The organism is Aquamicrobium segne, from assembly GCF_042656785.1.
Taxonomy (GTDB): domain Bacteria; phylum Pseudomonadota; class Alphaproteobacteria; order Rhizobiales; family Rhizobiaceae; genus Mesorhizobium; species Mesorhizobium segne.
Window position 1 is genome coordinate 232,827 of sequence record NZ_JBHSLL010000012.1, and the last position, 24,692, is coordinate 257,518.

Annotated in this window: 27 protein-coding genes; 15 read left to right on the top strand and 12 right to left on the bottom strand. The window is 54.4% G+C overall.

What is annotated here, in order from left to right; all coding sequences use genetic code 11:
- Positions 1-28: 28 nt before the first annotated feature.
- Genes ACFPLB_RS04380 through ACFPLB_RS04400 form a run of 5 tightly spaced genes read left to right on the top strand, consistent with a single transcriptional unit; the run spans position 29 to position 3,781 of the window.
- Positions 29-1,258, top strand: coding sequence for a DUF2793 domain-containing protein (locus tag ACFPLB_RS04380; RefSeq protein ID WP_378228098.1), 1,230 nt, complete (start codon positions 29-31; stop codon positions 1,256-1,258).
- A gap of 1 nt (position 1,259) precedes the next feature.
- Positions 1,260-2,084, top strand: coding sequence for a hypothetical protein (locus ACFPLB_RS04385; protein WP_378228099.1), 825 nt, complete (start codon positions 1,260-1,262; stop codon positions 2,082-2,084).
- A gap of 1 nt (position 2,085) precedes the next feature.
- Positions 2,086-2,433, top strand: coding sequence for a hypothetical protein (locus tag ACFPLB_RS04390; RefSeq protein WP_378228100.1), 348 nt, complete (start codon positions 2,086-2,088; stop codon positions 2,431-2,433).
- Complete coding sequence (locus ACFPLB_RS04395) at positions 2,433-3,422, top strand: hypothetical protein (protein WP_378228101.1); 990 nt, start codon at positions 2,433-2,435, stop codon at positions 3,420-3,422. The genes ACFPLB_RS04390 and ACFPLB_RS04395 overlap by 1 nt, the downstream gene beginning before the upstream one ends.
- Positions 3,419-3,781 carry a hypothetical protein gene (locus ACFPLB_RS04400; RefSeq protein WP_378228102.1) on the top strand — a complete coding sequence of 121 codons (363 nt, stop codon included), beginning with the start codon at positions 3,419-3,421 and terminating at the stop codon, positions 3,779-3,781. The genes ACFPLB_RS04395 and ACFPLB_RS04400 overlap by 4 nt, the downstream gene beginning before the upstream one ends.
- Before the next feature lie 115 nt (positions 3,782-3,896).
- Here the strand turns inward: ACFPLB_RS04400 and ACFPLB_RS04405 are convergent, their stop codons facing one another.
- Positions 3,897-5,267: a phenylacetate--CoA ligase family protein gene (locus tag ACFPLB_RS04405; RefSeq protein ID WP_378228103.1), complete on the bottom strand. Its 1,371-nt coding sequence runs from the start codon at positions 5,265-5,267 to the stop codon at positions 3,897-3,899.
- Positions 5,268-5,723: 456 nt separating this feature from the next.
- Positions 5,724-5,990 carry a hypothetical protein gene (locus tag ACFPLB_RS04410; RefSeq protein WP_378228104.1) on the bottom strand — a complete coding sequence of 89 codons (267 nt, stop codon included), beginning with the start codon at positions 5,988-5,990 and terminating at the stop codon, positions 5,724-5,726.
- 68 nt (positions 5,991-6,058) lie between these two features.
- On the opposite strand from ACFPLB_RS04410, the gene ACFPLB_RS04415 reads away from it, so the two are divergent.
- The 3 genes from ACFPLB_RS04415 (at position 6,059) to ACFPLB_RS04425 (ending at position 7,479) form a co-directional block, all read left to right on the top strand.
- Positions 6,059-6,871, top strand: coding sequence for a hypothetical protein (locus tag ACFPLB_RS04415; RefSeq protein WP_378228105.1), 813 nt, complete (start codon positions 6,059-6,061; stop codon positions 6,869-6,871).
- Positions 6,868-7,119 carry a hypothetical protein gene (locus ACFPLB_RS04420; RefSeq protein WP_378228106.1) on the top strand — a complete coding sequence of 84 codons (252 nt, stop codon included), beginning with the start codon at positions 6,868-6,870 and terminating at the stop codon, positions 7,117-7,119. The genes ACFPLB_RS04415 and ACFPLB_RS04420 overlap by 4 nt, the downstream gene beginning before the upstream one ends.
- Positions 7,120-7,245: 126 nt before the next feature.
- Complete coding sequence (locus ACFPLB_RS04425) at positions 7,246-7,479, top strand: hypothetical protein (protein WP_378228107.1); 234 nt, start codon at positions 7,246-7,248, stop codon at positions 7,477-7,479.
- Between the two features lie 31 nt (positions 7,480-7,510).
- Here the strand turns inward: ACFPLB_RS04425 and ACFPLB_RS04430 are convergent, their stop codons facing one another.
- From ACFPLB_RS04430 to ACFPLB_RS04440, 3 genes are all read right to left on the bottom strand, one after another.
- Positions 7,511-8,050, bottom strand: a complete 540-nt coding sequence (locus ACFPLB_RS04430; protein ID WP_378228108.1) for a hypothetical protein — start codon at positions 8,048-8,050, stop codon at positions 7,511-7,513.
- 34 nt (positions 8,051-8,084) lie between these two features.
- Entirely contained in the window at positions 8,085-8,534 is a 450-nt protein-coding gene (locus ACFPLB_RS04435; protein WP_378228109.1) for a hypothetical protein, read from the bottom strand.
- Positions 8,535-8,832: 298 nt separating this feature from the next.
- A complete protein-coding gene (locus ACFPLB_RS04440) occupies positions 8,833-10,080 on the bottom strand; it encodes a mechanosensitive ion channel family protein (protein WP_378228383.1) in 1,248 nt (415 codons plus the stop codon).
- Positions 10,081-10,189: 109 nt separating this feature from the next.
- Here ACFPLB_RS04440 and ACFPLB_RS04445 point away from each other — a divergent pair, with 109 nt between their 5' ends.
- Genes ACFPLB_RS04445 through ACFPLB_RS04455 form a run of 3 tightly spaced genes read left to right on the top strand, consistent with a single transcriptional unit; the run spans position 10,190 to position 12,826 of the window.
- Complete coding sequence (locus tag ACFPLB_RS04445; RefSeq protein ID WP_378228384.1) at positions 10,190-11,566, top strand: leucyl aminopeptidase family protein; 1,377 nt, start codon at positions 10,190-10,192, stop codon at positions 11,564-11,566.
- Between the two features lie 36 nt (positions 11,567-11,602).
- Complete coding sequence (locus tag ACFPLB_RS04450) at positions 11,603-11,953, top strand: MarR family transcriptional regulator (protein WP_378228110.1); 351 nt, start codon at positions 11,603-11,605, stop codon at positions 11,951-11,953.
- A gap of 12 nt (positions 11,954-11,965) precedes the next feature.
- On the top strand, positions 11,966-12,826 hold the full coding sequence (locus tag ACFPLB_RS04455; RefSeq protein ID WP_378228111.1) for a C40 family peptidase: 861 nt from the start codon (positions 11,966-11,968) through the stop codon (positions 12,824-12,826).
- A gap of 72 nt (positions 12,827-12,898) precedes the next feature.
- On the opposite strand, the gene moaB is transcribed toward ACFPLB_RS04455, so the two are convergent.
- From moaB to ACFPLB_RS04490, 7 genes are all read right to left on the bottom strand, one after another.
- Complete coding sequence (gene moaB / locus ACFPLB_RS04460; RefSeq protein ID WP_378228113.1) at positions 12,899-13,438, bottom strand: molybdenum cofactor biosynthesis protein B; 540 nt, start codon at positions 13,436-13,438, stop codon at positions 12,899-12,901.
- A gap of 5 nt (positions 13,439-13,443) precedes the next feature.
- Positions 13,444-14,313: a 4-(cytidine 5'-diphospho)-2-C-methyl-D-erythritol kinase gene (locus tag ACFPLB_RS04465; RefSeq protein WP_378228115.1), complete on the bottom strand. Its 870-nt coding sequence runs from the start codon at positions 14,311-14,313 to the stop codon at positions 13,444-13,446.
- Between the two features lie 5 nt (positions 14,314-14,318).
- Positions 14,319-14,504, bottom strand: a complete 186-nt coding sequence (locus ACFPLB_RS04470) for a hypothetical protein (RefSeq protein ID WP_378228117.1) — start codon at positions 14,502-14,504, stop codon at positions 14,319-14,321.
- A 74-nt stretch (positions 14,505-14,578) separates the two neighbouring features.
- On the bottom strand, positions 14,579-15,439 hold the full coding sequence (locus ACFPLB_RS04475; RefSeq protein ID WP_378228118.1) for a S49 family peptidase: 861 nt from the start codon (positions 15,437-15,439) through the stop codon (positions 14,579-14,581).
- Positions 15,440-15,500: 61 nt separating this feature from the next.
- Positions 15,501-16,283 carry a tRNA1(Val) (adenine(37)-N6)-methyltransferase gene (locus tag ACFPLB_RS04480; protein ID WP_378228120.1) on the bottom strand — a complete coding sequence of 261 codons (783 nt, stop codon included), beginning with the start codon at positions 16,281-16,283 and terminating at the stop codon, positions 15,501-15,503.
- Positions 16,283-16,507: a putative signal transducing protein gene (locus ACFPLB_RS04485; RefSeq protein ID WP_378228122.1), complete on the bottom strand. Its 225-nt coding sequence runs from the start codon at positions 16,505-16,507 to the stop codon at positions 16,283-16,285. The genes ACFPLB_RS04480 and ACFPLB_RS04485 overlap by 1 nt, the downstream gene beginning before the upstream one ends.
- A complete protein-coding gene (locus ACFPLB_RS04490) occupies positions 16,504-18,183 on the bottom strand; it encodes an alpha/beta hydrolase (protein WP_378228123.1) in 1,680 nt (559 codons plus the stop codon). Before ACFPLB_RS04490 ends, ACFPLB_RS04485 begins: the two co-directional genes overlap by 4 nt.
- 206 nt (positions 18,184-18,389) lie before the next feature.
- On the opposite strand from ACFPLB_RS04490, the gene ACFPLB_RS04495 reads away from it, so the two are divergent.
- The 4 genes from ACFPLB_RS04495 (at position 18,390) to glyS (ending at position 24,690) form a co-directional block, all read left to right on the top strand.
- Complete coding sequence (locus ACFPLB_RS04495; protein WP_378228124.1) at positions 18,390-19,406, top strand: polyprenyl synthetase family protein; 1,017 nt, start codon at positions 18,390-18,392, stop codon at positions 19,404-19,406.
- Between the two features lie 193 nt (positions 19,407-19,599).
- Positions 19,600-21,384, top strand: coding sequence for a tetratricopeptide repeat protein (locus ACFPLB_RS04500; protein WP_378228126.1), 1,785 nt, complete (start codon positions 19,600-19,602; stop codon positions 21,382-21,384).
- 226 nt (positions 21,385-21,610) lie between these two features.
- Positions 21,611-22,540 (top strand): glycine--tRNA ligase subunit alpha, encoded by a 930-nt coding sequence (locus ACFPLB_RS04505; RefSeq protein ID WP_378228385.1) that lies wholly within the window; start codon positions 21,611-21,613, stop codon positions 22,538-22,540.
- Complete coding sequence (glyS, locus tag ACFPLB_RS04510) at positions 22,540-24,690, top strand: glycine--tRNA ligase subunit beta (protein ID WP_378228386.1); 2,151 nt, start codon at positions 22,540-22,542, stop codon at positions 24,688-24,690. Before ACFPLB_RS04505 ends, glyS begins: the two co-directional genes overlap by 1 nt.
- The last annotated feature ends 2 nt before the right edge of the window (positions 24,691-24,692 follow it).

Sequence of the window (24,692 nt, forward strand, 5' to 3'; positions counted from 1 at the left end):
ACAATCTGAAACTTGCAGGTGCTTGTCCATGACGACTGCGCTCGAAGCGGCGTTTCCGCTCAACTCCAACTGGCCCGCGGCTACCGTCCGATCAAAGTTGGCAGAGGCGATGATTGGTGTGTTCGACACACCTGACCTGTCCGGCGAGGATTTCTCGATCCAGCCTTATGCAGCAATTGCAGTAGCTGGACCGGGTGGTGACCTGACCTTTTATGCTTTTGATGAGGCCGACACGACCACAGCAGACGACGGCGGGATTACCTGCATTGTTGTATCCGGGCGGCGCTATATCCGCTCAGGTGAAGTGATTGTTCGCGATGCGGCGATCAGCGCAACGATTAGCGCACAGCCAGCAACGCCGACCTTTGGTGATACTTATATCGTTCCACAAGCACCATCCGGTGATGACTGGTCAGGGCAGGCCAAGACGGTTGCAACCTACACGGCGCGTGGCTGGGTATTCAGGCAGCCTTTCGTTGGCATGATCGTCTATGTCGAGGATGAGGACGGCCTCTATCACTATGACAGTTCTGGAAACTGGATTTCCGGGCTGCCCATTGGGGCTATTGCAGACAGGTCAATTCCAGTGACCAAGCTGGATGACCCGTTTGCGATCATCAAGGTTGAGGATGTCCGAAACGACCCGCCTGCAACCGAGCCGACCATTGGCACGAGCTACATTGTCGGGACGGCTCCGACAGGCGATTTCATCGGCCATGTCAATGATGTGGCGCGGTGGGCAGGTTCGGTATGGACCTTTCTGCCTCCGACTGAAGGCGACACGATTTATCGCCGGGACAGCGAGCAGCTTTATACATGGCGGTCTGGTCAGTGGGTGCCGTCGGTTGATGCGTCGCCACTCAAGTTTTTTCTTCGAGGTGGTGATACCGGCACAGTAAATTTTCCTGACCAATCAACTTACGAATTGGCTGCTGCCAATGGGCTGACTGGCAACCCGGGCGATTTCTGGCTTGTGGAAATAGTCTCAGCAAGACTCGTAGCGTCTGGCAGTGGCACTAGAACCTTTAGGCTGAATATCTATTTGGATAATGAAAGCGAACCCCGCGTGCAGATTCTCTCTGTTACGCACAACTCTTCACCTGCGGACACCTCGTCTGCATTTTACTATATCGAAGTTCCTGATGCTTCGCCTCACGACATCAGATTTGTAATTGATCGTATTTTTTCTAATAGCTCGTCTACCACAAGAACAGCGCAGCTTGATTACAACATCAAACGTCTAACCCCGAGCGAATAAAATGCCAATTATCAAACCATCCACAGCCTTCAAGTCCGAGGCAGACTGGGTGTCTGCTGAAGTTCGGGCCTACATAAAAGATCAGGTCTCAACGCATGTCGATGTGGTGCAGGACGTTCGCAACAATGACTTTGAAGAGACACGATTTCTTTATGTCAGGTCAAAAGACGCAACCTATCGCCTCGAACTTTCAAATGGCTCGCCTGACGATGGTGATACAGTTCTGCACGATAATTTGGGCCGTCGCTATGTGAAAGCGCTCGGTTCGGGCGGCGTAAGGCCATGGGATGTGCAGGTCGATGCACTGGCTGATCGAGACGCCTATGACAATGAAGCGGCGGGCTTTGTGGTTCTCGTTTCTGATGCGGGTGAGGGGCGCGCTGCTGTTTTCACGATGGGGGATGGCGGAGTTGGCGACTGGAGCGATCCGGCCTATCTGACAGGCCCCGCCGACACGGTCACAGCAGGTCTGCTTACCACGCATAAGAATGACCATAACAACCCGCATGCCGTGACGGCTGCGCAGGTCGGCGCGACGGAAGCACCTGAAAGCGCAGATGATGGAAACGTGGCTGTCTTTGACGGCGGCTCAGGCAAGCTGAAAGATGCGGGCTTTGGGCCGGTTGATCCATCCGCACTGGCGCTTGCTCTTGGTGACAAGGCTGACACTAGTGCAGTTGCTCTCGCACTGGCTGATAAAGCCGATGTCAGCGCTCTCACATCTCACACCTCAAACACAGACAACCCGCATGCCGTGACCGCCGATCAGGTCGGGGCGGCAACACCTGGCAAGGCTATCGCGCTTGCCATGATTTTTGGAGGTTGAAATGGCAGCGCCTAATATTATTGAAGCCGAAACCATCACTGGCCGGGTAGTTACGGTCACGCTTGGCGCTTCGGCAACTGATATTATTGTCAATGATTCGGCTTCTGGAAAAGTGCTACGGCTGGGCGGGTTGATCGTGGCCAATCCAACTGTGCTTGCGATGCCGCTCACACTTTCGCTGGTCAACGATGATCCAGCACACACGGCAGCGCTGGTGAGTGATCTGATCGTTCCAGCAGGTGGCTCTCTAAGCGTTCCTCTTGATAAATTCAATCTGGAGGAAGGTGACAAGATTACCGGCTCTGGTGCCGACCTTCACGCTACTGCGAGCTTTGAGGAGATTTCGTAATGCGATCTCTTGCGCAGTTTTCAGGCTCGGTTGCGTTTCAGGAGCCATCTGTTTTAGGAGCGCCGGGCATCTGGTCACTTGAGGACGCGCTTCGCTATCAGGCACTCGGACAGTGGCCTGTCTGGACACCACCTGTTCTGTTCACCAGCGGTGCGCAGGGCTGCCTGATAGATTTGAGTGACCAGACTACCCTGTTCCAAGACGCTCAAGGCACTGTTCCAGTGGCATCTTCCGGCCAGCCAGTCGGGATGGTGCTGGATCAGCGATTGTGGGGCGGCAGGACGATTGAGCAAGAGTTGGAGAGGCAGCCGGAACTATGGACCAATCCTGTGCCTTCGATAGCCAATTACGCAGGAACGGTTGGCTCATATGATCAAGCTACAAAGCGTATGCTAAACACAGGTACTTCGGTGGGTGGGTTTCCTAGATTCCAATTTAACTTAGGACTTATTTCAGGAAAATATTACCAAGTTCACGGTCAACTGTCTGGCTCAATAGATAAGTTAACATTTGTTAGACTAGCAAATACCGGAGCAGCAAATAATTTGAGTTATGATTTTTCGTCCGGTCAAATATCTGGAATAGTTGTCAGTGCTGTCAATAATATTGAATTTTTAATTGATCTTTTTGGCAACTGGATACCCGACGATTACCTGCAAATTGACAGCCTGACCATCAAGGCGCTCACCGGAAACCATGCCTCTCAGCCCACCACAGCTGCACGTCCTGCCTTTCGCGACGTTGGCGGCGTCCGCTATCTGGAAAGTGATGGCGTCGATGATGCGCTCAATATCACACTGCCATCTGGCACATACACACGCGCATATGTGAATGCTTCTGGCACCATGACCATTGATGAGGCTGTCGCAATCAGCGGGCCTGAAAACATCATGCGTGAGCAGACAATCGCTGGCATCCTCTACATTGACCGTGATTTGTCCGATAGTGAGAAGGACAGATTGGCGACTTACTGGGGAGCAGCATCATGAGCGACTGGAACCTTTCAATCGTCATGATCGTACCTGCCGAATTGCAGGATCAGGCCAATCGCATTTCTTGTGCGCTCGATTATGACGTTCTGCCTGGCAACACATTCTCTGTAGCGTTGTCAGTTGATGGCAGTGAGCCTGCCACTCACTATGGCTGCCGCACATCTGCTAAGCAGGAGTTTGTTGATATTCTCAATCAGGCAGGTTCTGGCAATCTGCCTGAAATTGAGTGGTCTGATTTTGATCTGACACCAGACGATGTGGCTGCAGTGCTTGGCGCGCTCATTATCGATGTGCGACCTGACGATCAGGTCACCGGTCATTTCGATGATGTGATGGCAGCAAGAGAGTTGCGCTAGTCTACAATGCTTACGATGCAAGGCCAGTTAATACTCCGGATTAATAATGACGCAGAACCTATTAATAGGTGAATCTATTGTCATTAAAAATACTAATAAGTAGTTTAATTTAAAATTAAGCTTCAATATTATTAATGACAGCTTTAATTTTTCCAGAGGGAGTCTTTTCAACACTTGGAACTAGATGGTAGTTGATATCAATTGCGTTGACTCCAAGCCGCTTCTCAAACTCAAAACTCAATGCACTTTTGGTGCTTGCTTCATTGTAGTCGTGAGCAGGAACTATCATGACATCAATACTACCTATATCATTCTGTACAATCTGGATAGCTTGAACGCCAACAGCGTATTCAAGAACCTGATTTAACCCCATTATATTTCGACCATCGCGCAATGTGATATAATCTTCTGACCTACCATCAAAACCTAGAATATAAGGACTATGGCGTCCGCAAGTACATGGCTTGGTTATTAAGTCGGATTTAGCTGCATCGCCGATATCGTAGCGGATGAATGGCATCACTGGATTTGCAAATCCCGTAAAAATCATCCTGCCATTCTCAATTTCAAGGTGACAGCATTCGAAATCCAAATGGTAATGTCCTTGTGGACAGCTAGACAGGTTACCACAGAATTCCGCCATACCATACTGATCTGTCACGTGGCATTTAAATGCTTCTGAGATGAGTCGTTTGGAGTTTGCATCCAATGCGTCAGACCCTGTGCTCACTAGGCGAGGTGCTACCGGCAAAGAAATGTTGTTGTCGAGCATGAAGGCAGCAATTTGTGCGATGGAACTGGGGTACCCAGTTATAAACGGGAATTTTTTTCGTGTGAGCATCTTAATGATGGCGGGTAACTGTCGTTCACCCAAGTGATAAGAACTTAAATATGTTCTGTTTGCGAGAATATCTTCTCTCCAATAAGGTGGGGCCACCTGTGCCGAATGAACAGGTACCCGCGCCCCAACAGTGAGGAAACGTTCACCGCGCTGCCATCCAAATCTGTGTCGGTGTCTCCACCAGAGTGCCCACTGAAAAGCTAAAGAATCAGGGCTGTGTTTAATAACGAGAGGCGAGCCTGTGGTGCCGCTGGTCCTAGTTGTGATCGTTTTACGTGATGCTGTTAAGGCATACATTTCCTGCATTGAGGCACGTGCATTCTCTTTAGAAATAATAGGAAAATCTTTAAGTTCGGTCAGGTTCTGAATCTGGCGCGACGATATTCCATGCAGGCCGTAAAGCTCTTTATAGAACGGTACGTTTCGGCTTGCGTGCTTAATAATCTCATTGGTTTTCTGAATCTGGTAGGCTTTGATTCGATCTTTGTCCCACCATTCAGTCTCAAGAAGCCAATCGAACTTTTCTTTGTAATGGTGACTGTAACGTTTTCTATCCTGAGCGGCGCATAAAGCAGAAAAAAGTACATTCTGAACTAAAATGGGAGCCGTGTAATAAGCGCGCTGAAAAATTGACGGGATGTCCATAAGCCCTCCAAATTTCTGATTATAAGAAAATGCAATTTAATCTATCTTCTGGCAGTTGTAACATATCTGGAGTTTAGCTCACTCTCAATTTGTTCAGTTAGCTCTGTCAAAACGCTTGATGATTTCGATAATGAGATTGTCAGGGCCGCATAAGAAAAGGACCGGCGCTTTGGAGAGAGCCGGTCCTTAATCATGGTAGGTCACTTACACTTTCGAGTGATACCGAGAATAGCAAGCTCTATATGAAGAACTACATATTCTTGACCCTCGATCTCTGAAACAAGGTCGCGAACATCCCATAGTTTCATTATTGCCGTATCCACAACGGTTTCGGCTTTATTTCGTTTGATGGGCTGCTGAATTTCCTTCGCTATCTTCGCCTCCCCTATAGCTTGAAGGCTAAAAGCTATCGCAAGCTATAGTAGAGTCAAGAATGATTCTAATACGCCAAGAAAATCAGTGATGCAGATTCTTCATTAAACGCATGACTTCTAGCGTTACTGCGCGGGCTTGCTCGGGGGCTCTCGTTATTTTCTCAAGCTCACGGGCGACCTCAAGAGCTTCCTTGCCATATTTTGCAATAATCGTTCTCGCGATCATTTCGATGTCGATGTCTTCTTCATTATTGCACATTCTGGAATGACTCAAAGCCTTTGAAAAACTTGAATAAGGTGAACTTCTACTTAGCGCAATCGCTGTGAGCGCATCTTTGACAGAACGCAACCATTATCAAGTTGCATTAGGCCACAGGCTGATCAAGCACACCATCCGATAATCTGAAAGGAACTGACATGACGAACGTGCCAACCGGTGCGGGCGATCGCTATTACGTATATCGTCCGCTGCTTGATTTGATCGGCCTTTCGGAAGGAACTGATAAAGCTCGTGGCTATAACGAGACGCTGGCTTACGGTGCTTACACAGGTGGGCCAGTCGATCTGGTCAAGATGACGCTCAAACAGTTGGACGAGCTTCAGGGCCGCATGCTGGCGCATCCCAAAAACAAATGGAAGTCGTCCGCCTGCGGTCGCTACCAGATCGTGCGCACCACGCGGCGCGCCATCCAGCAGGCGCTCAGCATCCCGGCGACCGCTCTGTTTGACCGTGACATGCAGGACCGCATGGCCTGCTATCTGCTTGGTGGGCGAGGTATCGACAAATGGCTTGCCGGTCGGCTGTCTCTCGAAACCTTGCTCAACAATCTGGCGCGTGAATGGGCCAGCCTGCCGACATCTCAGGGTAAAGGCTTTTACAGCGGACAGCGTGCATCTGTATCTGTCATGCAGGTGACGGCTGCACTGTCTGCAGTAAGAACCAGACATGAGGCAGGACAGCCGAAGATCGAGGTTGAGGTGCCTGTGCCGGTCGAAAAGCCTGTGGTGCCTGAAACGGTTGAGGCCAAGGTCAAGAAAGAAACCGGCCTGTGGGGCTGGCTGACAACTGGCTTCGGTGGCGTTGGCGCTGCGATCGCATGGTTTCGTGACAGCCAGCTTGCTGACATTGCGGCATTCGGTGCTGTTGCGATTGTCGGCCTGCTGATCCTGACGTTCCTGGGCCCGAGGCTGGCAGCTTCCATTCGCAAGATACGTGAGGAACTGGCGTGAGTTTCCTCCTGTCGCCGCTTGGGCGGGTGCTTGGGAGCATTGCGGTCGCGCTCATGCTTCTTGGCCTTGCGTGGGTTCATGGCTACCGGGCCGGTGCTGCGTCCGAGCGCACTGCCGTTCTTTCCAGATCAATCGACGTGCTGCGCGAAAGGAACAAGGTCGATGACCAGATCAAAGGTATGGATGATGCTCGCCTGTGTCGCGCTCTTGGCGGGATGCCAGACGAGTGCGCCGGCCTCGGTCTGTGACGGCTGGCGGCGCGTGCCGGTGACGGCGGCCGGAGCCGTAAAACTGGCGGGTGACTCTGACCTGCGTGTAACTGGCGAGGGCGTAGCGTCTCATAATCAATTCGGGGCAAGGCAGGGGTGCTGGGAATGAATGAAGCTGAAGTGCGAAAGATTGTGGCGGATGCGGTCAAGGAAACGCTGACCAGCATTGGCATCCCGGCTGACAGCCCTATTGAGGTGCAAAAAGACATGGCTCACTTACGGGCGTGGCGGGAAAGTGTCTCAACCGTGAAGCGGCAGGGCCTCATCACGGCTGTGGGCATCCTGACTGCTGGTGTCATTGGGGCGATTTGGATGGCAGTTAAGGGGTCGCCATCGTGACCATCTTCCGCTCTTGCGCAATATGGTCGGGTTATCCGGCGTCTGCCATTTCTTCCAAAGCATCTGCCGCAGCTTCCAATAGCTGCACGATCTCACCGGCTCTTGGCTCATCCAGCCACAGCATTTCACACAGCACAGTTGTTTCGTTCGCTGCATAAACTGTGCCGCTCAGAATGTCGGCTGGCTCATGCTCTGGCAGCGGATTGCCATCGTCATCGCACTCAACAACACGAGCGATAAAGCGCGGTGGCTGCATGTGCATGATGTATTCGCGCACCTTGCCATCTGCACCAAGCGCGTCACCAATCAGCCATTCATCGCGCGGGAATGGGGATCGCTCAGTTCCGCCCATAAGTTGAGCCAGTTCTTTTTCTGCCCATTCAGGAATGAAGTCAGCAGCAATCCATCGCTGGACCTGTCGCACAGTTACATGCTTCCCGTCGCGGGTAGGCAGCAGGCGGGCAATCTTTGATTGCCAGCCGATTGATGTCCCGAGAATCGCAATAGCGACGGCTTGAAATTCAGCAGTGTTCATGTGGTTATCGCCTTTATTGCGCTCGGGCTTTTCCATTGGCCGCCCATATGGCTATGAGAGGCCTTGTCTTTCAGGTGGTCTCAACAGCCGTAGCAAGAATGTTGACAGGCTTTTTCATCTTGTCGAAAAGAACTGTAAGAGCGCGATCACCTTCTTTTAGTACAGTGCCTTCGCCGAATTTCGGATGGCTAACACGACGAGCGTTTTCGCCGGCATTTTTCAAGGCCCGTGCATTGTTCTCGGCCTGACGTGCAGACTTCTGATCTTTCTTGTAATCTGAAATAGTGGCAGCAGATACTGTTTTGCCCAGAATGACGCCTTCTGCGCCGAGGATTTCGCGGAAATATTCTTCGTCGTTGATATTCATCCAGTAGCAGTCAGCAATGTTGTTGACGTTTCTGGCGACGACGATCTGATCCTTGCGAGCACGAATAACGCGGCGCGCATAAGAGGCGGCAGTTGCAGGGTTGCCGAAATCTCTTTTGTCGCCAACGCCATCTTTGATCAGGAAATATTGCATGGTCTTTCTCCTTGTTCAGGTCCGAGGCGGCCTGTGCCGTCCTCATGAATAAAAAACTACGACACTTTTTACGACATTGCAAGTAGGAAATTGCATATTTTTGTATTAAGCCATCCCGCCGACAAAGCCTGATGTGGCGCTCTGTGACTGGATGGAGAGGCGGAAAAGGTGCGGGGGTCACGCTGGATTATTCAATGATAACAATGGCCCAGTTTAGCGCCAAGGTGCGGGTGCTCATTGGTTTTTAATCCAATCATATCAATTCATTAAGTGGCATGGAATTAACAATAACAGCGGGTTAATTTCCGGCAAAAGCAACTTTGTCAGGTAAGTTTCCCAAGGCCCATGTGCTGAGATCGGCACCGCTCGGGTTTTGGAAAACACGCAAGTTGAATTCCGGCAGAATGGCAAACAGATGGTCGAAAATATCGGCCTGAATGCCTTCATAAGAGGTCCAGACCGTGGTGTTGGTAAAGCAGTAGATTTCAAGCGGCAGCCCTTCCGGTCCTGGCTCAAGCTGGCGCACCATGATCGTCATGGCCTTGTGCACGCCCGGATGATTGCGCAGATAAGTGTCTACATAAGCGCGAAACGTGCCGATATTGGTGATGCGGCGGGTGTTGGCGGCAATTTGCGCACGGGGTCCCAGCTTCTCGTTCCATTGGGAAATTTCTGCCTGTTTCTGCGTCAGATAGGTTTCAAGCAGGCCAAAACGTTCCAGCTTGCGCAAATCTTCCGGGCCAAGAAAGCCGATGCTGTTCTGGTCGAGGCAGATGGAACGCTTGATGCGGCGTCCGCCTGATTCCTGCATTCCGCGCCAGTTCTTGAAGGAATCGGTCACCAGTTTGCGGATCGGGATGGTGGTGATGGTCTTGTCAAAATTGCGCACCTGCACCGTATGCAAGGCAATTTCGATGACATCGCCATTGGCGTTCAGGCTCGGCATTTCGATCCAGTCGCCGACCCGTACCATGCCGGTGGAGGAAATCTGAATTCCGGCAACCAGAGACAACAGCGTATCCTGAAAGACCAGAATAAGCACCGCCGCCATGGCCCCAAGCCCTGAAAGCAGGATTAGCGGTGAGCGATCAACCAGGGTGGCGATCATCAAAAGGGCGGCAATGACATAGACTGCGATCTTGAGCACCTGAATATAGCCCTTGATGGGCTTGATGCGGGCATCCGACCGGCGGTGATAAAGCGTGTCGACAATATTAAGCGCGGCGCTGATGACCATCGCCACCATGAGAACGATGACGGCAAGGGCGACATTGGTGATGACTGCCGTCACGGAAGCTGGCAGGTCGGGCACAAGCGTGATGCCGCTTGCAATCACCTGCGCCGGCACGATATTGGCCATTCGCTCGACAAGGCCATGACGGCGCAGTTCCTCGTCACGCCCGAAGGCTGTTTTGGCGACGATGCGGTCGAGGATTTTCAACAGGATGGATTTGACGACGAAATTGGCGAACAGGGCCGCCAGCATGAGGCCAAGCAATGCTGCCAGCGTCAACAGCCAGGGGTAGGATTGAAAAAATTCTGTTATGGAGGCCGTCACTGTCTGGCTTGCCTTGCGTTGCATTTTGAAAAAATCAGGATCATGGAAAGCCTAACATAACGGTAAAGTGAGCCGATTGAACCCTTGGAGACAGATGATGGCTGTAGAATTCGTCGCAAACGGTCTTGCCGGTGCGCTTCCTGTTTACCTGATGCGTAAAAACGGGCTGGAAAATGCCGGTTTGCCTCAAGTGGCGCAAGATTGGGCAAAAGCCAATGATTTTACCGGAGAGGCTGGCAAAATTCTGGTTTTTCCGGGTGAGGGCGGGAAAATCGGTGGTGCGCTGTTTGGCCTTGGCGACGGAACCGGCGGGATGCTGGCGCTGGGCAGTCTTGCACGTTTTCTGCCCAAAGGGGACTGGCGGCTGGAAGGCGAATTGAAAGACCCCGAACTGGCAGCGCTGGGAATTGTTCTGGGCAGCTATGTGTTTACCCGTTATGGCAAGAAGCCGGGTCGCCCGCTCAGGCTGGCTCTGCCTGAAACGGTCGATGCCAGCCGCTTGATGCGGCTTGGTGACGGTGTTTTTCTGGCCCGTGATCTTGCCAATACACCCGCCAATGACATGGGGCCGGATGCGCTGGAACAGGCCGTGCGCAGCATGGCCAAAAAACATGGCGCGGATGTCGCAGTGACAGCAGGTGATGATCTTCTGTCAGCCAATTTTCCGTTGATCCATGCCGTTGGCCGTGCCGCAGAACAGGCGCCGCGCCTCATTGATTTGCGCTGGGGGGCGCTTGATGCACCAAAAATAACGCTGGTCGGCAAGGGTGTGTGTTTCGACACTGGCGGGCTCGACATCAAGCCTGCTGCGGGCATGTTGCTGATGAAAAAAGATATGGGTGGGGCTGCCAATGTGTTGGGCCTTGCCTCGATCATTATGGCAAGCGGGTTGAATGTGCGGCTGCGGGTGCTCATTCCGGCGGTTGAAAACGCCATTTCCGGCAATGCGTTCCGCCCCGGTGACATTTTGCCCAGCCGCAAGGGGCTGACGGTTGAAATCGGCAATACGGATGCGGAAGGGCGTCTGGTGCTGGCCGATGCGCTGGCGCTGGCCGATGAGGAAAAGCCGGAGCTTTTGATTGATATGGCCACCTTGACGGGGGCGGCGCGCGTGGCGCTCGGGCCGGATCTGCCGCCTTTTTATACCGATGATGAGGGGCTGGCCACAGATATTGCCGCCGCTTCTGTCGCGGTTGAAGACCCGCTATGGCGCTTGCCGCTCTGGCAGCCTTATGATGCAAAAATGGCTTCTAAAGTGGCTGACCTGAACAATGTCAATGCGGACGGTTTTGCCGGTTCGATTACAGCGGCGCTGTTTTTGAAGCGCTTTGTCGAAAACACACCGGCATGGGTGCATTTTGATATTTATGCCTGGAACCCGGCTGAGCGGCCGCATGGGCCGGTAGGAGGAGAGGCGCAAGGCATCCGTGCGCTGGAAAAGGTGATTGCCAAACGCTTTGGCTCCCAAAACTGAAACGGAAGCGAAACGATTATCGTCTAAATCGGGGGCATGACTGTAACCATGCGCCCGATACAGGCCTTGCGGCTCTGGCAGGAAGTGTGCCTGCATGAAGTGCACGATGAGGCACCGGACCTGACCATGCGCCAGATGGCAATCTTGTTTACCATCTATCTGGAGGCCCCGCCCCATACGGTGCGCGGGCTGGCGCAAAAGCTGAATGTCACCAAGCCGGTGATCACCCGTGCGCTGGACAGGATGGGGGCAATGAAACTGGTGTCACGCCATCGCGATGAACAGGACCGGCGCAATGTGCTGATCCGGCGCACGGTGGAAGGTGCGCTCTATGTTGAACGTTTTGGGGATGCTATTGTGGGCAAGGCCCTTGATCTTCCAACCTGAAAGTGTGCGCCCGTGACGTCACGAGATCCCCGTCTTCATGCTTTTCGTGCCGATCTTGCCGATATCCGGCTTGAAGGTCAGGTGGAAGCACAGCGTTTTGTTGCCGGCCAGCCAGCGCGGATTTCTGTGGCGGTAGCCGATGTGCGCAGCGCGCCACGCGAGGATGCGGGCATCAACACACAATTTCTGTTTGGCGATGATGTGCTGGTTTTTGAGCGCAAAGAAGGCTTTGCCTGGGTGCAGGCCAAACGTGATTGCTATGTCGGCTATGTGCGTGAAGCCGAGCTTGGGTCTGATGATGCGCAACAGACCCACCTTGTTTGTGTGCCGCGCACCTTCCTCTATCCCGGCCCGGATCTGCGCTTTCCACGTGCGGGGTGTTTGTCGCTTGGCTCTGCGCTCACAATTGTGGGGGCCGCTCAAACACGCGGCACCGACTATGCGCTGCTGGCGGATGGCAGCGCTGTCATTGCCCGCCATCTGACGCCAATAGATGAAGTTGCGCCCGATTATGTGGCGGTGGCTGAAACACTGCTAGGCACGCCCTATCTGTGGGGCGGCATGTCGGGTTTTGGCATTGATTGTTCCGGTCTGGTGCAGCTTGCCATGCGCATGAGCGGACACAATGTGTTGCGTGATTCTGATATGCAGGCCGCAGGGCTTGGTGAGATGTTTGATCCCGGTGCCGATTATGCGAAGTTAAAGCGCGGCGATCTGGTCTTCTGGAAAGGCCATGTCGCCATCATGAGCAATGCAAAAGACATGATTCACGCCAATGGCCATACCATGACGGTTGCGCGTGAGGGGTTGGCAGAAGCAATTGCCCGCATTGGCTATCTTTACGGCACCCCGACCGGCTTTCGCAAGCCATAAAGCATAATCCCAAAAAGTTGCAGACTTTTTGGACAAGATTATGCGTACAAGTAATAGCCTGGAGCCAAAAGATCAGCTTTTGCTGCGGCGCAGATGCTCGTCGAGCCGCGGCATGATTTCCACGAAATTGCAGGGCATGTGCCGGTAATCCAGCTGATGTTTTAAAATGCCATCCCAGGCATCGCGGCAGGCACCGGGGGAGCCTGGCAGCACAAAGACAAAAGTGGCATTGACGACACCGCCCGTGGCACGGCTTTGTATCGTGGATGTGCCGATCTTGTCGTAGGAAAGACGCTGGAAGAGGGCCGAAAAGCCATCCATGCGCTTTTCAAAGATCGGCTCCAGCGCATCGGGCGTTACGTCGCGTCCGGTAAAGCCCGTGCCGCCGGTGGTGATGATGACATCGATATTTTCATCTTTTGACCAGCCCAGCACCTTGTCGCGGATCAGATCCTTGTCATCGGTGACAATGTCGCGTGCGCCAAGCAGATGACCGGCTTCCAAAATACGCTCAACCAGCGTCTGGCCGGAGCGGTCTTCATCAAGGCTGCGCGAATCGGAAACGGTCAGCACTGCGATACGCACGGGGATGAAGGAACGTTGCACAGCCATGATTTTTACTCCGTGGTCGAGGTGGCGGTGACAAACCAGTCCGGCTGGGCGCGCTGGATGGTTTGGGCAGCAATCTTGGCTGCCGTCTCACTCTCATAAAGCCCAAAACAGGTGGCCCCTGAACCGGACATGCGCACAAAGCTGGCATTATTGGCGCGCAAGGCTGCAAGACTTTGCGCAATGACAGGGGCAATGGCCAGCGCGGCTGTTTCCAGATCATTGCGGCTGGCGGCAAGCCAGCCCAGCAGGGATGAAAAATCGACAGGATCGGGCAATGTCTGCAAGGGCGGGTTCTGGCGGCTGGCCAGATTTGAAAACACCTGCGGGGTTGAAATTTCCACACCCGGATTGACCAGCACGACAAACAGTTTTGGCAAGCCGCAAACGGGTTTGATACGCTCACCTATGCCCTGTGCCAGCAAGGGGCGGGCGGCAAGACACATGGGAACATCGGCGCCAAGCTGTAACGCAATGGCGGCAATAATCTTGCTATCATCAATCTGCCAGTAGCGGGCCAGTGCGCGCAAGATGGCTGCCGCATTGCTTGAGCCGCCACCAATGCCGGAGGCAATCGGCAGGTTTTTTTCAAGCCGGATGGCGACCGGAAAAAGGTTGGTTTGTTTGCTCATCTGCCGCAAGCTCTCGCGGGCGCCAATGACAAGATTTTTTGCGTCAACCGGCAGGCCGCGGGCATAAGGGCCATGAATGGAAAAATGGTCGGCTGGTGCAGGCGTCAGTCTTAGATGGTCACCATAGTCGGTAAAGACGACAAGCGTTTCCAACTTGTGATAGCCGTCCAAGCGGCGGCCAACCACATGCAAAGCAAGATTGAGCTTGGCAGGCGCTGCCTCAACAAGCGTAACGACTGTGTCCACGCAGCTTAATCCTGAACGACGCGATACTCACCCGTTTTCGGGTCTTTGACCAGCGTGCCGTTTGCACCTGTTGCCCGCTGTTCTTCGGTGCGGCGGATGCGGGCTGTGACCCGCTCGGCTTCCCGGATAAAAGTGCGGTAGCCAATATAGGCGATGACACCCACGGTGATGAAGAAGATGATTTGTGGCATCTCAACTCTCCTGCGGCGCGCAAGGTGAAGGCAGACCGCCGATCTGTATCATGGTAGCGCCTGCATCTGGTTTTTTAAAGGCCGAAGCGAGACCAGAGGGCGCGTTCCTGTGCCGCATCCAGAATAGATTCAACAGCGGCAGAAGCCAGGTCGGGAGTTACATTGGCGCGTGAACCGAATGGTCCGACCCGTGACAGCAGCCCGCGCGGGGCGCTGATCAGCTTCATCCGGGTCTTGGCGCCATAGCGCTCTTTCAAGATTGTGCGCATGTCGCCAAGCCTGTCGACAAGGCCCAGTTCCACACCCGTCTTGCCGGTCCAGAACAGGCCGGTAAACAGGTCTGGATCATCTTTAAGCCGCGCACCGCGCCGCTCTTTGACCATGTCGATGAATGTGTCGTGGATTTCAAGTTGCAGGCTTTTCAGCCGCTCGACATCTTCCGGCTTTTCCGCCTTGAATGGATCAAGCACAGACTTGTTTTGGCCTGCCGTATGGACACGGCGCTCAACGCCGATTTTCTTCAGCAATTCCGGAAAACCGAAAGAGGCTGAAACCACGCCAATCGAGCCGACAATGGAGGAAGGATCGGCAATGATTTCGTCGCCTGCCAGCGCAATCATATAGCCGCCCGAGGCTGCAACATCTTCCACAAACACCAGAACTTTTCGGTTTTTCTCAACAGCAAGGTCGCGAATGCGCTTGTAGATCAGTCGTGACTGTACCGGCGATCCGCCCGGTGAATTGATGGAAATGGCAATGGCGGGTGCGTCAAGGGCAAAGGCTTTTTCTATCAATCCGGCGGTGGAAGCCAGTGACAGGGCAGGGCGCATCGGGGAGCCGCCTGCCATGATGGTTCCATGCAGGCGAATGACCGGAATGGTGACACTGTTGGAACGCCAGGCTTTGGGGAGAAGGCGATTGATGAGCTTTTTCAAATTCTTGAGACTCCGGGTCATCTGCGCGACATGTAGGTGATGGGGTTGCCAAGGCAAGTATTTAATCACCAAAAAGTGAGGCGCTTCCATTGCAGATATGGTCGGCCTGTGTGCTTAAATGGTGGCTGTCCTTGTCGTGCAGGATCAGCGGTGGGCGGATTGTCAGTCTGCCGCGCGCGCCGCGTAAACCCCGCAAGATGATGCGGATTGCGGCTGTGTCAGGGCGCGGGTGAATGGCAATCAGTTCCATGGTGCCGAAGCGCTTGTCTGCTGCATTCAAAATGGTGCGCAGCGATTGCGGGCGGGCAATGATGGAAAGGCCACCGCCCGGGCGGGTGACGGCAGCCGCACTGCGCAGCCAGCTTTCAAACAGATCATCATCCATCACATGCGCCTGCCGTTTTAATTCATCCGGCGTTGCCCGGTCTTTCTGCGCATTGAAGGGCGGGTTCATGATCACATGGTCAAAATGATTGTCGGCAAGGCCAGATTCGTGGCGTGCTTTACCGCTTAAACTGACATCGGCTTCCAGAACCTGCGCGCGGGCGCCAAAATGTGCATTGCCGGGATGGGCAAGGGTGGCGCGGGCAAATTCTGCCATTTCAGGAGAGCGCTCGACCAAAAGTGCACTGGCCTGTGCACAGCGTGACAGGACCGCAAGCCCGGCAGCCCCTGCACCTGCACCAAAGTCAGCCAGTTTTCCGCTAAAACCGGAAGGCAGGCTGGCAGCCAGCATCATGGCGTCCATGCCTGCCCGATGGCCGCCTTTGGCGGGCTGGACCAGAAAGAAACGCCCGCGGTGAAAGGCGTCCAGTGTTTGCTCCTGAGAAATGGTGCTGGCCATTATTTCGCAAAAATCTCGCTGGCGATACCCGCATCGGTCAAGATCTTGCGCGCTGTTTCGACCTGTTTGGCCTCTACAAGGATGCGACGTGGCAAAATGCCAAGTGAACCATCCATGACGCTCATATTCTGGTCGGCGACCATGCAGGCAATATTGGCGTCACGCATCAAGGCTTCAACGAATGAGATGATGACGGCATCATTGGTGCGCACAAGTTCAATCATGGCTCTTCCATCAAAACAGCAAAATGCGCTTTCAGCCGATCGATTTCTGACCGGGACCAGCCCTGCACATCCGTGACCGCAATCCACGCATCTATATAATGTTGTGGGGCATAAACATGGCCATGGCCCATTGGCGTGGTGGTTGCAGTCATCATGTCGACCAGCAATTGCAGGAAGCTGACGATCGGATACCAGCGCATCTGGGGCGACACGTCAGGGCCGCGTGGCTGGTTCATCCATTCGGGCTGACGATAGACCGAGAGCGGATCAAAAAACACCACTGCATCGCTGGCATATTGCAGATAGACCACCCGCAGCGGCCCCCAATGCGCACCGGGAATGTCGAGGGCGTTTTCCTGATGGGTAAAGCGCACATAAGAGCCGTCGCGAAAGCGCGGCAGCCACACCGGCGAGCCGGGATTGCGGCGTTGGGTGATGGAATGCCACAAATGGCTGGAATAGGGCGGCCCGACCCACAATGCGCCCTGATAGGGGTTGTCGAGGATTTCAAACAATTCATTGGAGCGCTGGGAATTGAGCGCACCAAGGCTCAAGCCATAAAGATAAAGTTTTGGCCGGCTTTCCCTGGGCAGGCTGGACCAGTAGCCATAGATTTCGGCAAACATGGCCCGCGAAACCTCGCCGCCATATTCAGGCTCGACCAGCAGCGCCAGCCAGCTTGCCAGATAGGAATACTGGATGGCGACAGTCGCAACATCGCCGCCATGGAGATAGTCCAGCGTATCAATGGCTTGTGGATCGATCCAGCCGGTGCCGGTGGGGGTGATGAGAACGAGAATCGAACGCTCGAAGGCGCCGATGCGTTTGAGTTCTTCAAGCGCCAGTTGTGCCCGCTCCTCTGGTGTCTTTGCCGAGCGCAACCCCACATAGACACGCAAAGGCTCCATGGCCTGACGACCGAGAAAGGCGGAAATCTGCTCTTTTGTGGGGGCGGTTGCAACATATTGACGGCCGCGTCGGCCAATACTGTCCCAATCGAGCAGAGAAGCCGAACTGCCGGTCTTGAGCGGATCTTGCGGTTGGGGGGTGTCGGGTTCAATCAGTTCATCGGCGGCCCGAAACGAACTGTCGGCAACATAGACCGCATAGCGAAACAGCACGCCATTGGCGAGGCTGAAAAAAATGATGGTGGCAACTGTTACACCTGAAACCGCAGCAATGCGACGCGGTAAAAACCCCTGCAAACGGCCATCGATAAAATCAAGCGTGAGGCGAAACAACCGGCTGACGCCAAGCAATATGGCGAAGGTGAGAATGGCGATCAGCCCGACCCGGAACGGATAGACGCTGTTTTCCGGCTCCATCCCGACCAATATGCGGATGGAATTTTGCCATTCAGCCGCCTGCCATAAAAAGATCAGGGCAATGGCGGTGCAAATGAGGGCAGCAAACTGCTTGACGCGCCGTGATGCCTTGCCCTTGAGTGCTGGCAGTTCCAGATAGCTCCACAGCCAGACGCTGAGCACGCCCGTCAGATAGCCGCAGCCAAAGGCAAGGCCTGCCAGTGCACCTTGCAAAAGCCATGTGCGCGGAATGAGTGAGGGCGTGAAGGAGGCGGCAAAAAACAGCGTTCCTGTTAACAGGCCTATGGTGGACAGGGATTTTGCCAGTCGTGAAAACAGAGCGCGGCTGCGCAATGTGATGGAACGAGACATGTTTTAGTCACTACCGTTGATCTTGCCTGTCTGTGATCGGTATAGTTTGCATGCACGGCTTTTCCAGCGTGTTTTGCCATTTATCATAAATTATGATGAGAAAGAGCGCTTTGGCCGCGCCAAATCGCCTCTTGCCGCAGGGTGTGCAACTTTCTAAAATCTGCTATCAGCCGCCGGGTTACGGGCCGGAAGTCAGGAGTTGTTTGTTGGGTATTGTGGTCAATCTCGAAGACGGCAAGCGTAAAGTCGCTTCCATTCAGGAACTGGTTTTGCTCACAACTGCCGATATGGGGCGGGTCAATGAGTTGATCCTGTCAAAGGCCGGTTCGGATGTCGCGATGATTCCCGAGGTCGCCAACCATCTGATCTCTTCTGGCGGCAAGCGTTTGCGTCCGATGCTGACGCTCGCAGCAGCGCAAATGTTTGGCTATGAGGGTGATGGCCATGTCAAACTCGCCACCGCTGTCGAGTTCATGCATACCGCAACCTTGCTGCATGATGATGTCGTCGATGAAAGCGGCATGCGGCGCGGCCGGAAAACGGCGCGCATGATCTGGGGCAATCAGGCCAGCGTTCTGGTCGGTGATTTTCTGCTTGGACAGGCGTTTCGCATGATGGTTGAAGTCGGCTCGCTGGAGGCGCTGGATGTTTTATCAAGTGCGGCTGCCATCATTGCCGAGGGCGAAGTCATGCAATTGGCGGCTGCCAAAAATCTGGAGACCACGGAAGACGAGCATTTTGCCGTCATCAAGGCCAAAACGGCAGCGCTGTTTTCGGCAGCGGCTGAAGTCGGGCCGATTGTTGCCAATGCCTCTGGAACCGACCGTGCCGCCTTGCGCTCTTATGGCATGAATCTGGGTCTTGCCTTCCAGTTGATTGACGATGCGCTGGATTATAGCGGGTCAAGCAGTGATCTGGGCAAGAATGTCGGTGATGATTTTCGCGAAGGCAAGGTTACGCTGCCGGTGATTCTTGCCTACCGCCGTGGCACTGATGAAGAGCGCGCCTTCTGGAAAAAGGCCATCGAGGACAATGAAACCGATGATGGCGCCCTTGAAAAGGGGATTGGCCTTCTGGCTCGCCATTCAGCCATTTCCGATACAATTGGCCGTGCCCGCCATTTTGGTGAGATTGCGCGCGATGCACTGGCGCCGCTGCCTGCCACACCACAAAAAGCGGCATTGATTGATGTCATCGATTTCTGCATCAGCCGGGTGGTCTGATTTTTTCCATTCCTGTTTATCGTTTTCCTGTTGAGGAAAAAATAAGCTCTGTGGTCAAATATGGCAGGCTTGGCGATGGATAGACCGGGATGTGGATTGAAGCATGATCCTAAAAAGGCCATCCTCTTCGCCTATAGGATAAAACAAGACGGGTTCTGTCAGAGCGTTTTAAAGGTTCCCGGCTGAAAGGATCATGATGCCGCATCAACCTATTCGTTGGCTTCCGGGGCGCTGGCTCGCCGGGCTGACCGTGGCAACGGCAATTGCCCTGTGCGGCCCGGTCGTGATGGCCAGGGAAACGGCCAAACCTGTCGGGGTTACCTCTTTTTCCGGCGCCTTTCTGGCTGCGCGGGTGGCCGAGGGCGACAATGACCTTGATAATGCCATCACCTATTACAAGCAGGCGCTGGCATTTGCCCCCGATGATGTGCCATTGCAGCAAAGCCTGATGCTGACATTGATTGCCCAGGGGCGTTTTGATGAAGCGTTGCCCTATGCCGACAAACTCAAGGAAGTGCCCGATATTGAGCGTTTTTCGCGTCTGGCGCTGGCGGTCGATACTTTTCGCAAGAAGGATTATCCGAAAGCTGAATATTGGCTGAAACTGTCCTTGCAGGCTGATCTTGACCGGCTCATCAGCGGGGTCATGACCGGCTGGGCGCAGTTGGGCTCTGGCCATGATGAGGACGCCATTTCCTATATTGCCGGGTTGAAGGGGCCGGAATGGTTTGATCTGTTCAGATCCTACCATCGCGCGCTGATTGCCGATGTTGCGGGGCAGAAAGAGGCGGCCGACAAAGCCTATCGCGCTACGCTTGAAAACACCTCGGCAGGAGGGGCAGCGCCCGAAACCTGGCTGCGCAATGCCGAGGCCTATGCCCGCTTTTTAAACCGCAATGGCAAGCAGGAAGAAGCACTGTCGGTGCTTGAGCGTTCCGAGGAATTTGTGACCGGGCGCGTCGAGATTGAAGCTTTGCGTGACAGTATCGCCACGGGTGAGGATATTGCGCCGATGGTGGCCGGCCCTGCCGATGGCGCTGCGGAAATCCTCGTTAATCTGGCAACGGCACTGAATCGTGGCGGCGGCGAGCCTTTCGTGCGGCTTTATCTGGAATATGCACTGGCGCTCAGGCCCGATAGCGATATTGTCTTGATGCAGCTTGCTGGTGTGGCTGAACAGATGCGTGACAGTGCGCGCGCCATTTCCTATTACAAGCGCATTTCCGACACTTCTGCATACAAGCAGGTTGCCGAATTGCAGCTTGGGTTGAACCTTGCCGATCTTGACCGGAAGGACGAGGCGATTGAACATCTAAGCGCACTGGTTGAAGCCCAGCCCGATGAAATGCGCGGCTATCTGGCGCTTGGCGGTGTTTATGGCTCACAGGAAAACTGGCGTGCTTCTGCCGATCTTTATGATCGCGCTGTAAAACGCCTCAAGACGCCTGAGCCTGCCGACTGGAATGTTTTTTACCAGCGCGGCATTGCCCATGAGCGGCTCAAGGAATGGAGCGCGGCTGAACCCAATTTCCGCAAGGCGCTGGAACTTAATCCTGAGCAGCCACAGGTCATGAACTATCTGGGGTATTCCTGGGTGGACATGAACATGAACCTTGAAGAGGCGCTGGAGATGATCGAGCGCGCCGCAGAACTGCGCCCCAGCGATGGCTATATTATCGATTCGCTGGGCTGGGCCTATTACAAGCTCAACCGTTTTGAGGATGCGGTCAGCGAGCTTGAGCGGGCTGTTTCCCTGCGCCCCGAAGATCCGGTTCTCAATGATCATCTGGGCGATGCCTATTGGCGGGTAGGCCGCAGACTGGAAGCGACCTTCCAGTGGAGCTATGTCCGCGATCTGGATCCAGAGCCGGATGTGCTGGAGCAGGTGGAAAAAAAGCTGCAGGAAGGCCTGCCGACAATCGAGCCGGCAACAGCGCAGGATGTACCAAAGCCAAAACAGCCCGAGCCAAAGGGCTGATTGACGCTCCAAGAGCACGGGAAAAGCCGTGCTCTTTTCTTAGTTCCAGAGCATTTTGTGAGCACAGATGGTACCATCTGACGCAAGCACAATGCGGCTAAAACAAGAGCTTGGAGCATTTCGTCTTCTTCCAAAGAAACAAGAAATGCTCTAGGGATGGCAGCATCTTCCCTTGCCGCATCAAGATCGAGGTCGTTTTCTCGTGAACGCCGAACTTCCCGCCCATATGCACCCCAGCCGCTCATTTCAGGGGCTGATCCTGACCCTTCACAATTATTGGGCAAATTACGGCTGTGCTGTTTTGCAGCCCTATGACATGGAAGTGGGGGCAGGCACGTTTCACCCGGCCACAACATTGCGCGCATTGGGGCCAAAGGCGTGGAATGCTGCCTATGTGCAGCCCTCGCGCCGCCCCAAGGATGGCCGCTATGGTGAAAATCCGAACCGGCTGCAGCATTATTACCAGTATCAGGTGATTTTAAAGCCCAGCCCGCCCGATTTGCAGGCGCTTTATCTGGGCTCGCTCGACGCCATCGGCATTGACCCGTTGCTGCATGATATCCGCTTTGTCGAGGATGACTGGGAAAGCCCGACGCTGGGCGCATGGGGGCTTGGCTGGGAATGCTGGTGCGATGGCATGGAGGTCTCGCAATTTACCTATTTCCAGCAGGTGTGCGGCATTGAATGTGCGCCGGTGGCTGGTGAACTGACCTATGGGCTTGAGCGGCTGGCTATGTATGTGCAGGGCGTCGACAATGTCTATGACCTGAATTTCAATGGCCGCGAGGGTGAAGAAAAAGTCACCTATGGCGATGTTTTCCTGCAGGCCGAGCAGGAATATTCCCGTTATAATTTTGAACATGCCGATACCGCGATTTTGCATCAGCATTTCATTGATGCGGAAAAGGAATGTCTGGCGCTGCTGGCGGCAGGTGCCGATCGTCCTGCCAATGAGCCGCATCGCATGGTCTTTCCAGCCTATGACCAATGCATCAAGGCCAGCCATGCCTTCAATCTGCTCGATGCGCGCGGGGTCATTTCCGTGACCGAGCGCCAGAGCTATATTTTGCGCGTGCGCGACCTTGCCAAAGCTTGTGGGGAAGCCTTTCTTCAAACAGAAGCCGGCGGCTTCCAGCCTGCGCAGGAGACTGCATGATGCCTGATCTTCTGCTTGAACTTCGTTGTGAAGAAATCCCGGCCTCCATGCAGCGCAAAGCTGCCGAGAGCTTGAAAAAGCTGGTCACAGACGGGCTGGTTGAGGCTGGCCTGACCTATGAGGCGGCGCGCAGCTACTGGACACCGCGGCGGCTGGCGCTGGATATACGTGGGTTGAGCGCCCGCTCGCGTGATGTGCGCGAAGAACGCAAAGGGCCTTCTGTAAAAGCACCAGACGCCGCCATTCAGGGCTTTTTGCGCTCGGCAGGACTTGCCTCGGTGGAAGAGGCGCATATCCATAGCGACCCGAAAAAGGGTGATTTTTATGTCGCCCATATCGTCAAGCCGGGCCGGGCCGCAGAAGATATTATTGCGGACCTGATGCCGGGCATTATCCGGTCCTTCCCATGGCCGAAATCAATGCGCTGGGGTGCGGCTTCCGGCCCCAGAGGCAGGAGCTATGGTGGCGTTGACGGGCGTGGCGGTGAGGCGCTGCACTGGGTGCGGCCCTTGCAGTCGATCCTGTGCACATTCGGGCCGGAAACGGCGGAACCGGAAGTGGTGGATTTTGAGGTTGAAGGCATACGCTCCGGCAATGTGACCTATGGGCACCGTTTCCATGCGCCGCAACCCATCACCGTCAAGCGCTTTGAAGATTATGTCGCCTCGCTTGAGGCCGCAAGGGTTGTTCTTGATGCGGACCGGCGCAAACAGATTATTTTGACGGATGCCAAAAACCTGGCTTTTGCCAATAGCCTTGATCTGATCGAAGATGAGGGCCTGCTAGAGGAGGTTGCCGGTCTTGTCGAATGGCCGGTGGTGCTGCTGGGGGAATTTGAAGAGGAGTTTCTGGAAATTCCACCAGAAATTATCCGTCTGACCATTCGCGCCAACCAAAAATGCTTTGTTGCCCGCCCGCAAGGGCAGGTAAAAGCGCTGGCCAATCATTTTGTGCTGGTTTCCAATATTGAGGCAAAAGACGGCGGCAGGGAAATTTCCCTTGGCAATGGCAAGGTGGTGCGCGCCCGTCTTTCCGATGCCGTGCATTTCTGGAAAACCGATCAGGCCGATGTGCCTGATCTTGCCTTGCTGGAAGCGTCTGCGCAAAGATTGGGGCTGGAACTGAAAAAGCCGCTTGATCAGCGTATGGCGCGTCTGGATTATCTGAATGTCACCTTCCATGCCAAACTTGGTACACAAGGGGCGCGGGTGGAGCGCATCGTAAAGCTGGCGCGCGAGATTGCCTCGCTGGTCAAGGCCGATCCTGAATGGGCGGCGCGCGCGGCCCTGTTGGCCAAGGCGGACCTTCAGACCGAAGTGGTGGGAGAATTTCCTGAACTGCAAGGCGCAATGGGCCACAAATATGCGCTGTTGCAGGGCGAAGAGCCTGCCGTTGCGGCCGCAATTGAAGAGCATTACAAGCCACAGGGGCCAACAGACCGGGTGCCGGTTGACCCGGTTTCGATTGCTGTGGCGCTGGCCGACAAGCTCGACACTCTGGCGGGTTTCTGGGCTATTGATGAAAAGCCGACCGGCTCCAAAGACCCCTTTGCGCTGCGCCGTGCGGCATTGGGCGTCATCCGCATCATTGTTGAAAACCAGATTGCGCTTTCGCTGGCCAAATGGGCTTCTTCAGACCTGTTGTCCTTCTTCCATGACCGCCTGAAGGTTTATTTGAAGGACAAGGGGGTGCGTCATGATCTGATTGAATCGATCATTACACCGCAAGCTGATGATCTGCTGGCCATTCTGCGCCGGGTTGAGGCGCTGGGCGTTTTTCTCGATAGCGAAGATGGTCAAAACCTGCTGGCAGGCGCCAAACGTGCTGTCAATATTCTGGCGGCGGAGGAAAAGAAGGGCACGGCAATTTCGGATGCTGTGGACACGGCTCTTTTGCGCGATGATGCAGAAAAAGCCTTGTTGAATGCGCTGAATCAGATTGAGAAAGAGACGCGCCACGCCATTGAAAAAGAAGATTTTCCCGCTGCCATGCGCGCATTGAGCCGCTTGCGCGAGCCGGTTGATTCATTTTTTGAGCAGGTGCTTGTCAATGATGAGGACATGGCAGTTCGCGCCAACCGTCTGGCTCTCTTGTCGCGTATTCGTATGGCCACCGGCGAGGTAGCGGATTTTTCACGCATCAACAGCTGATT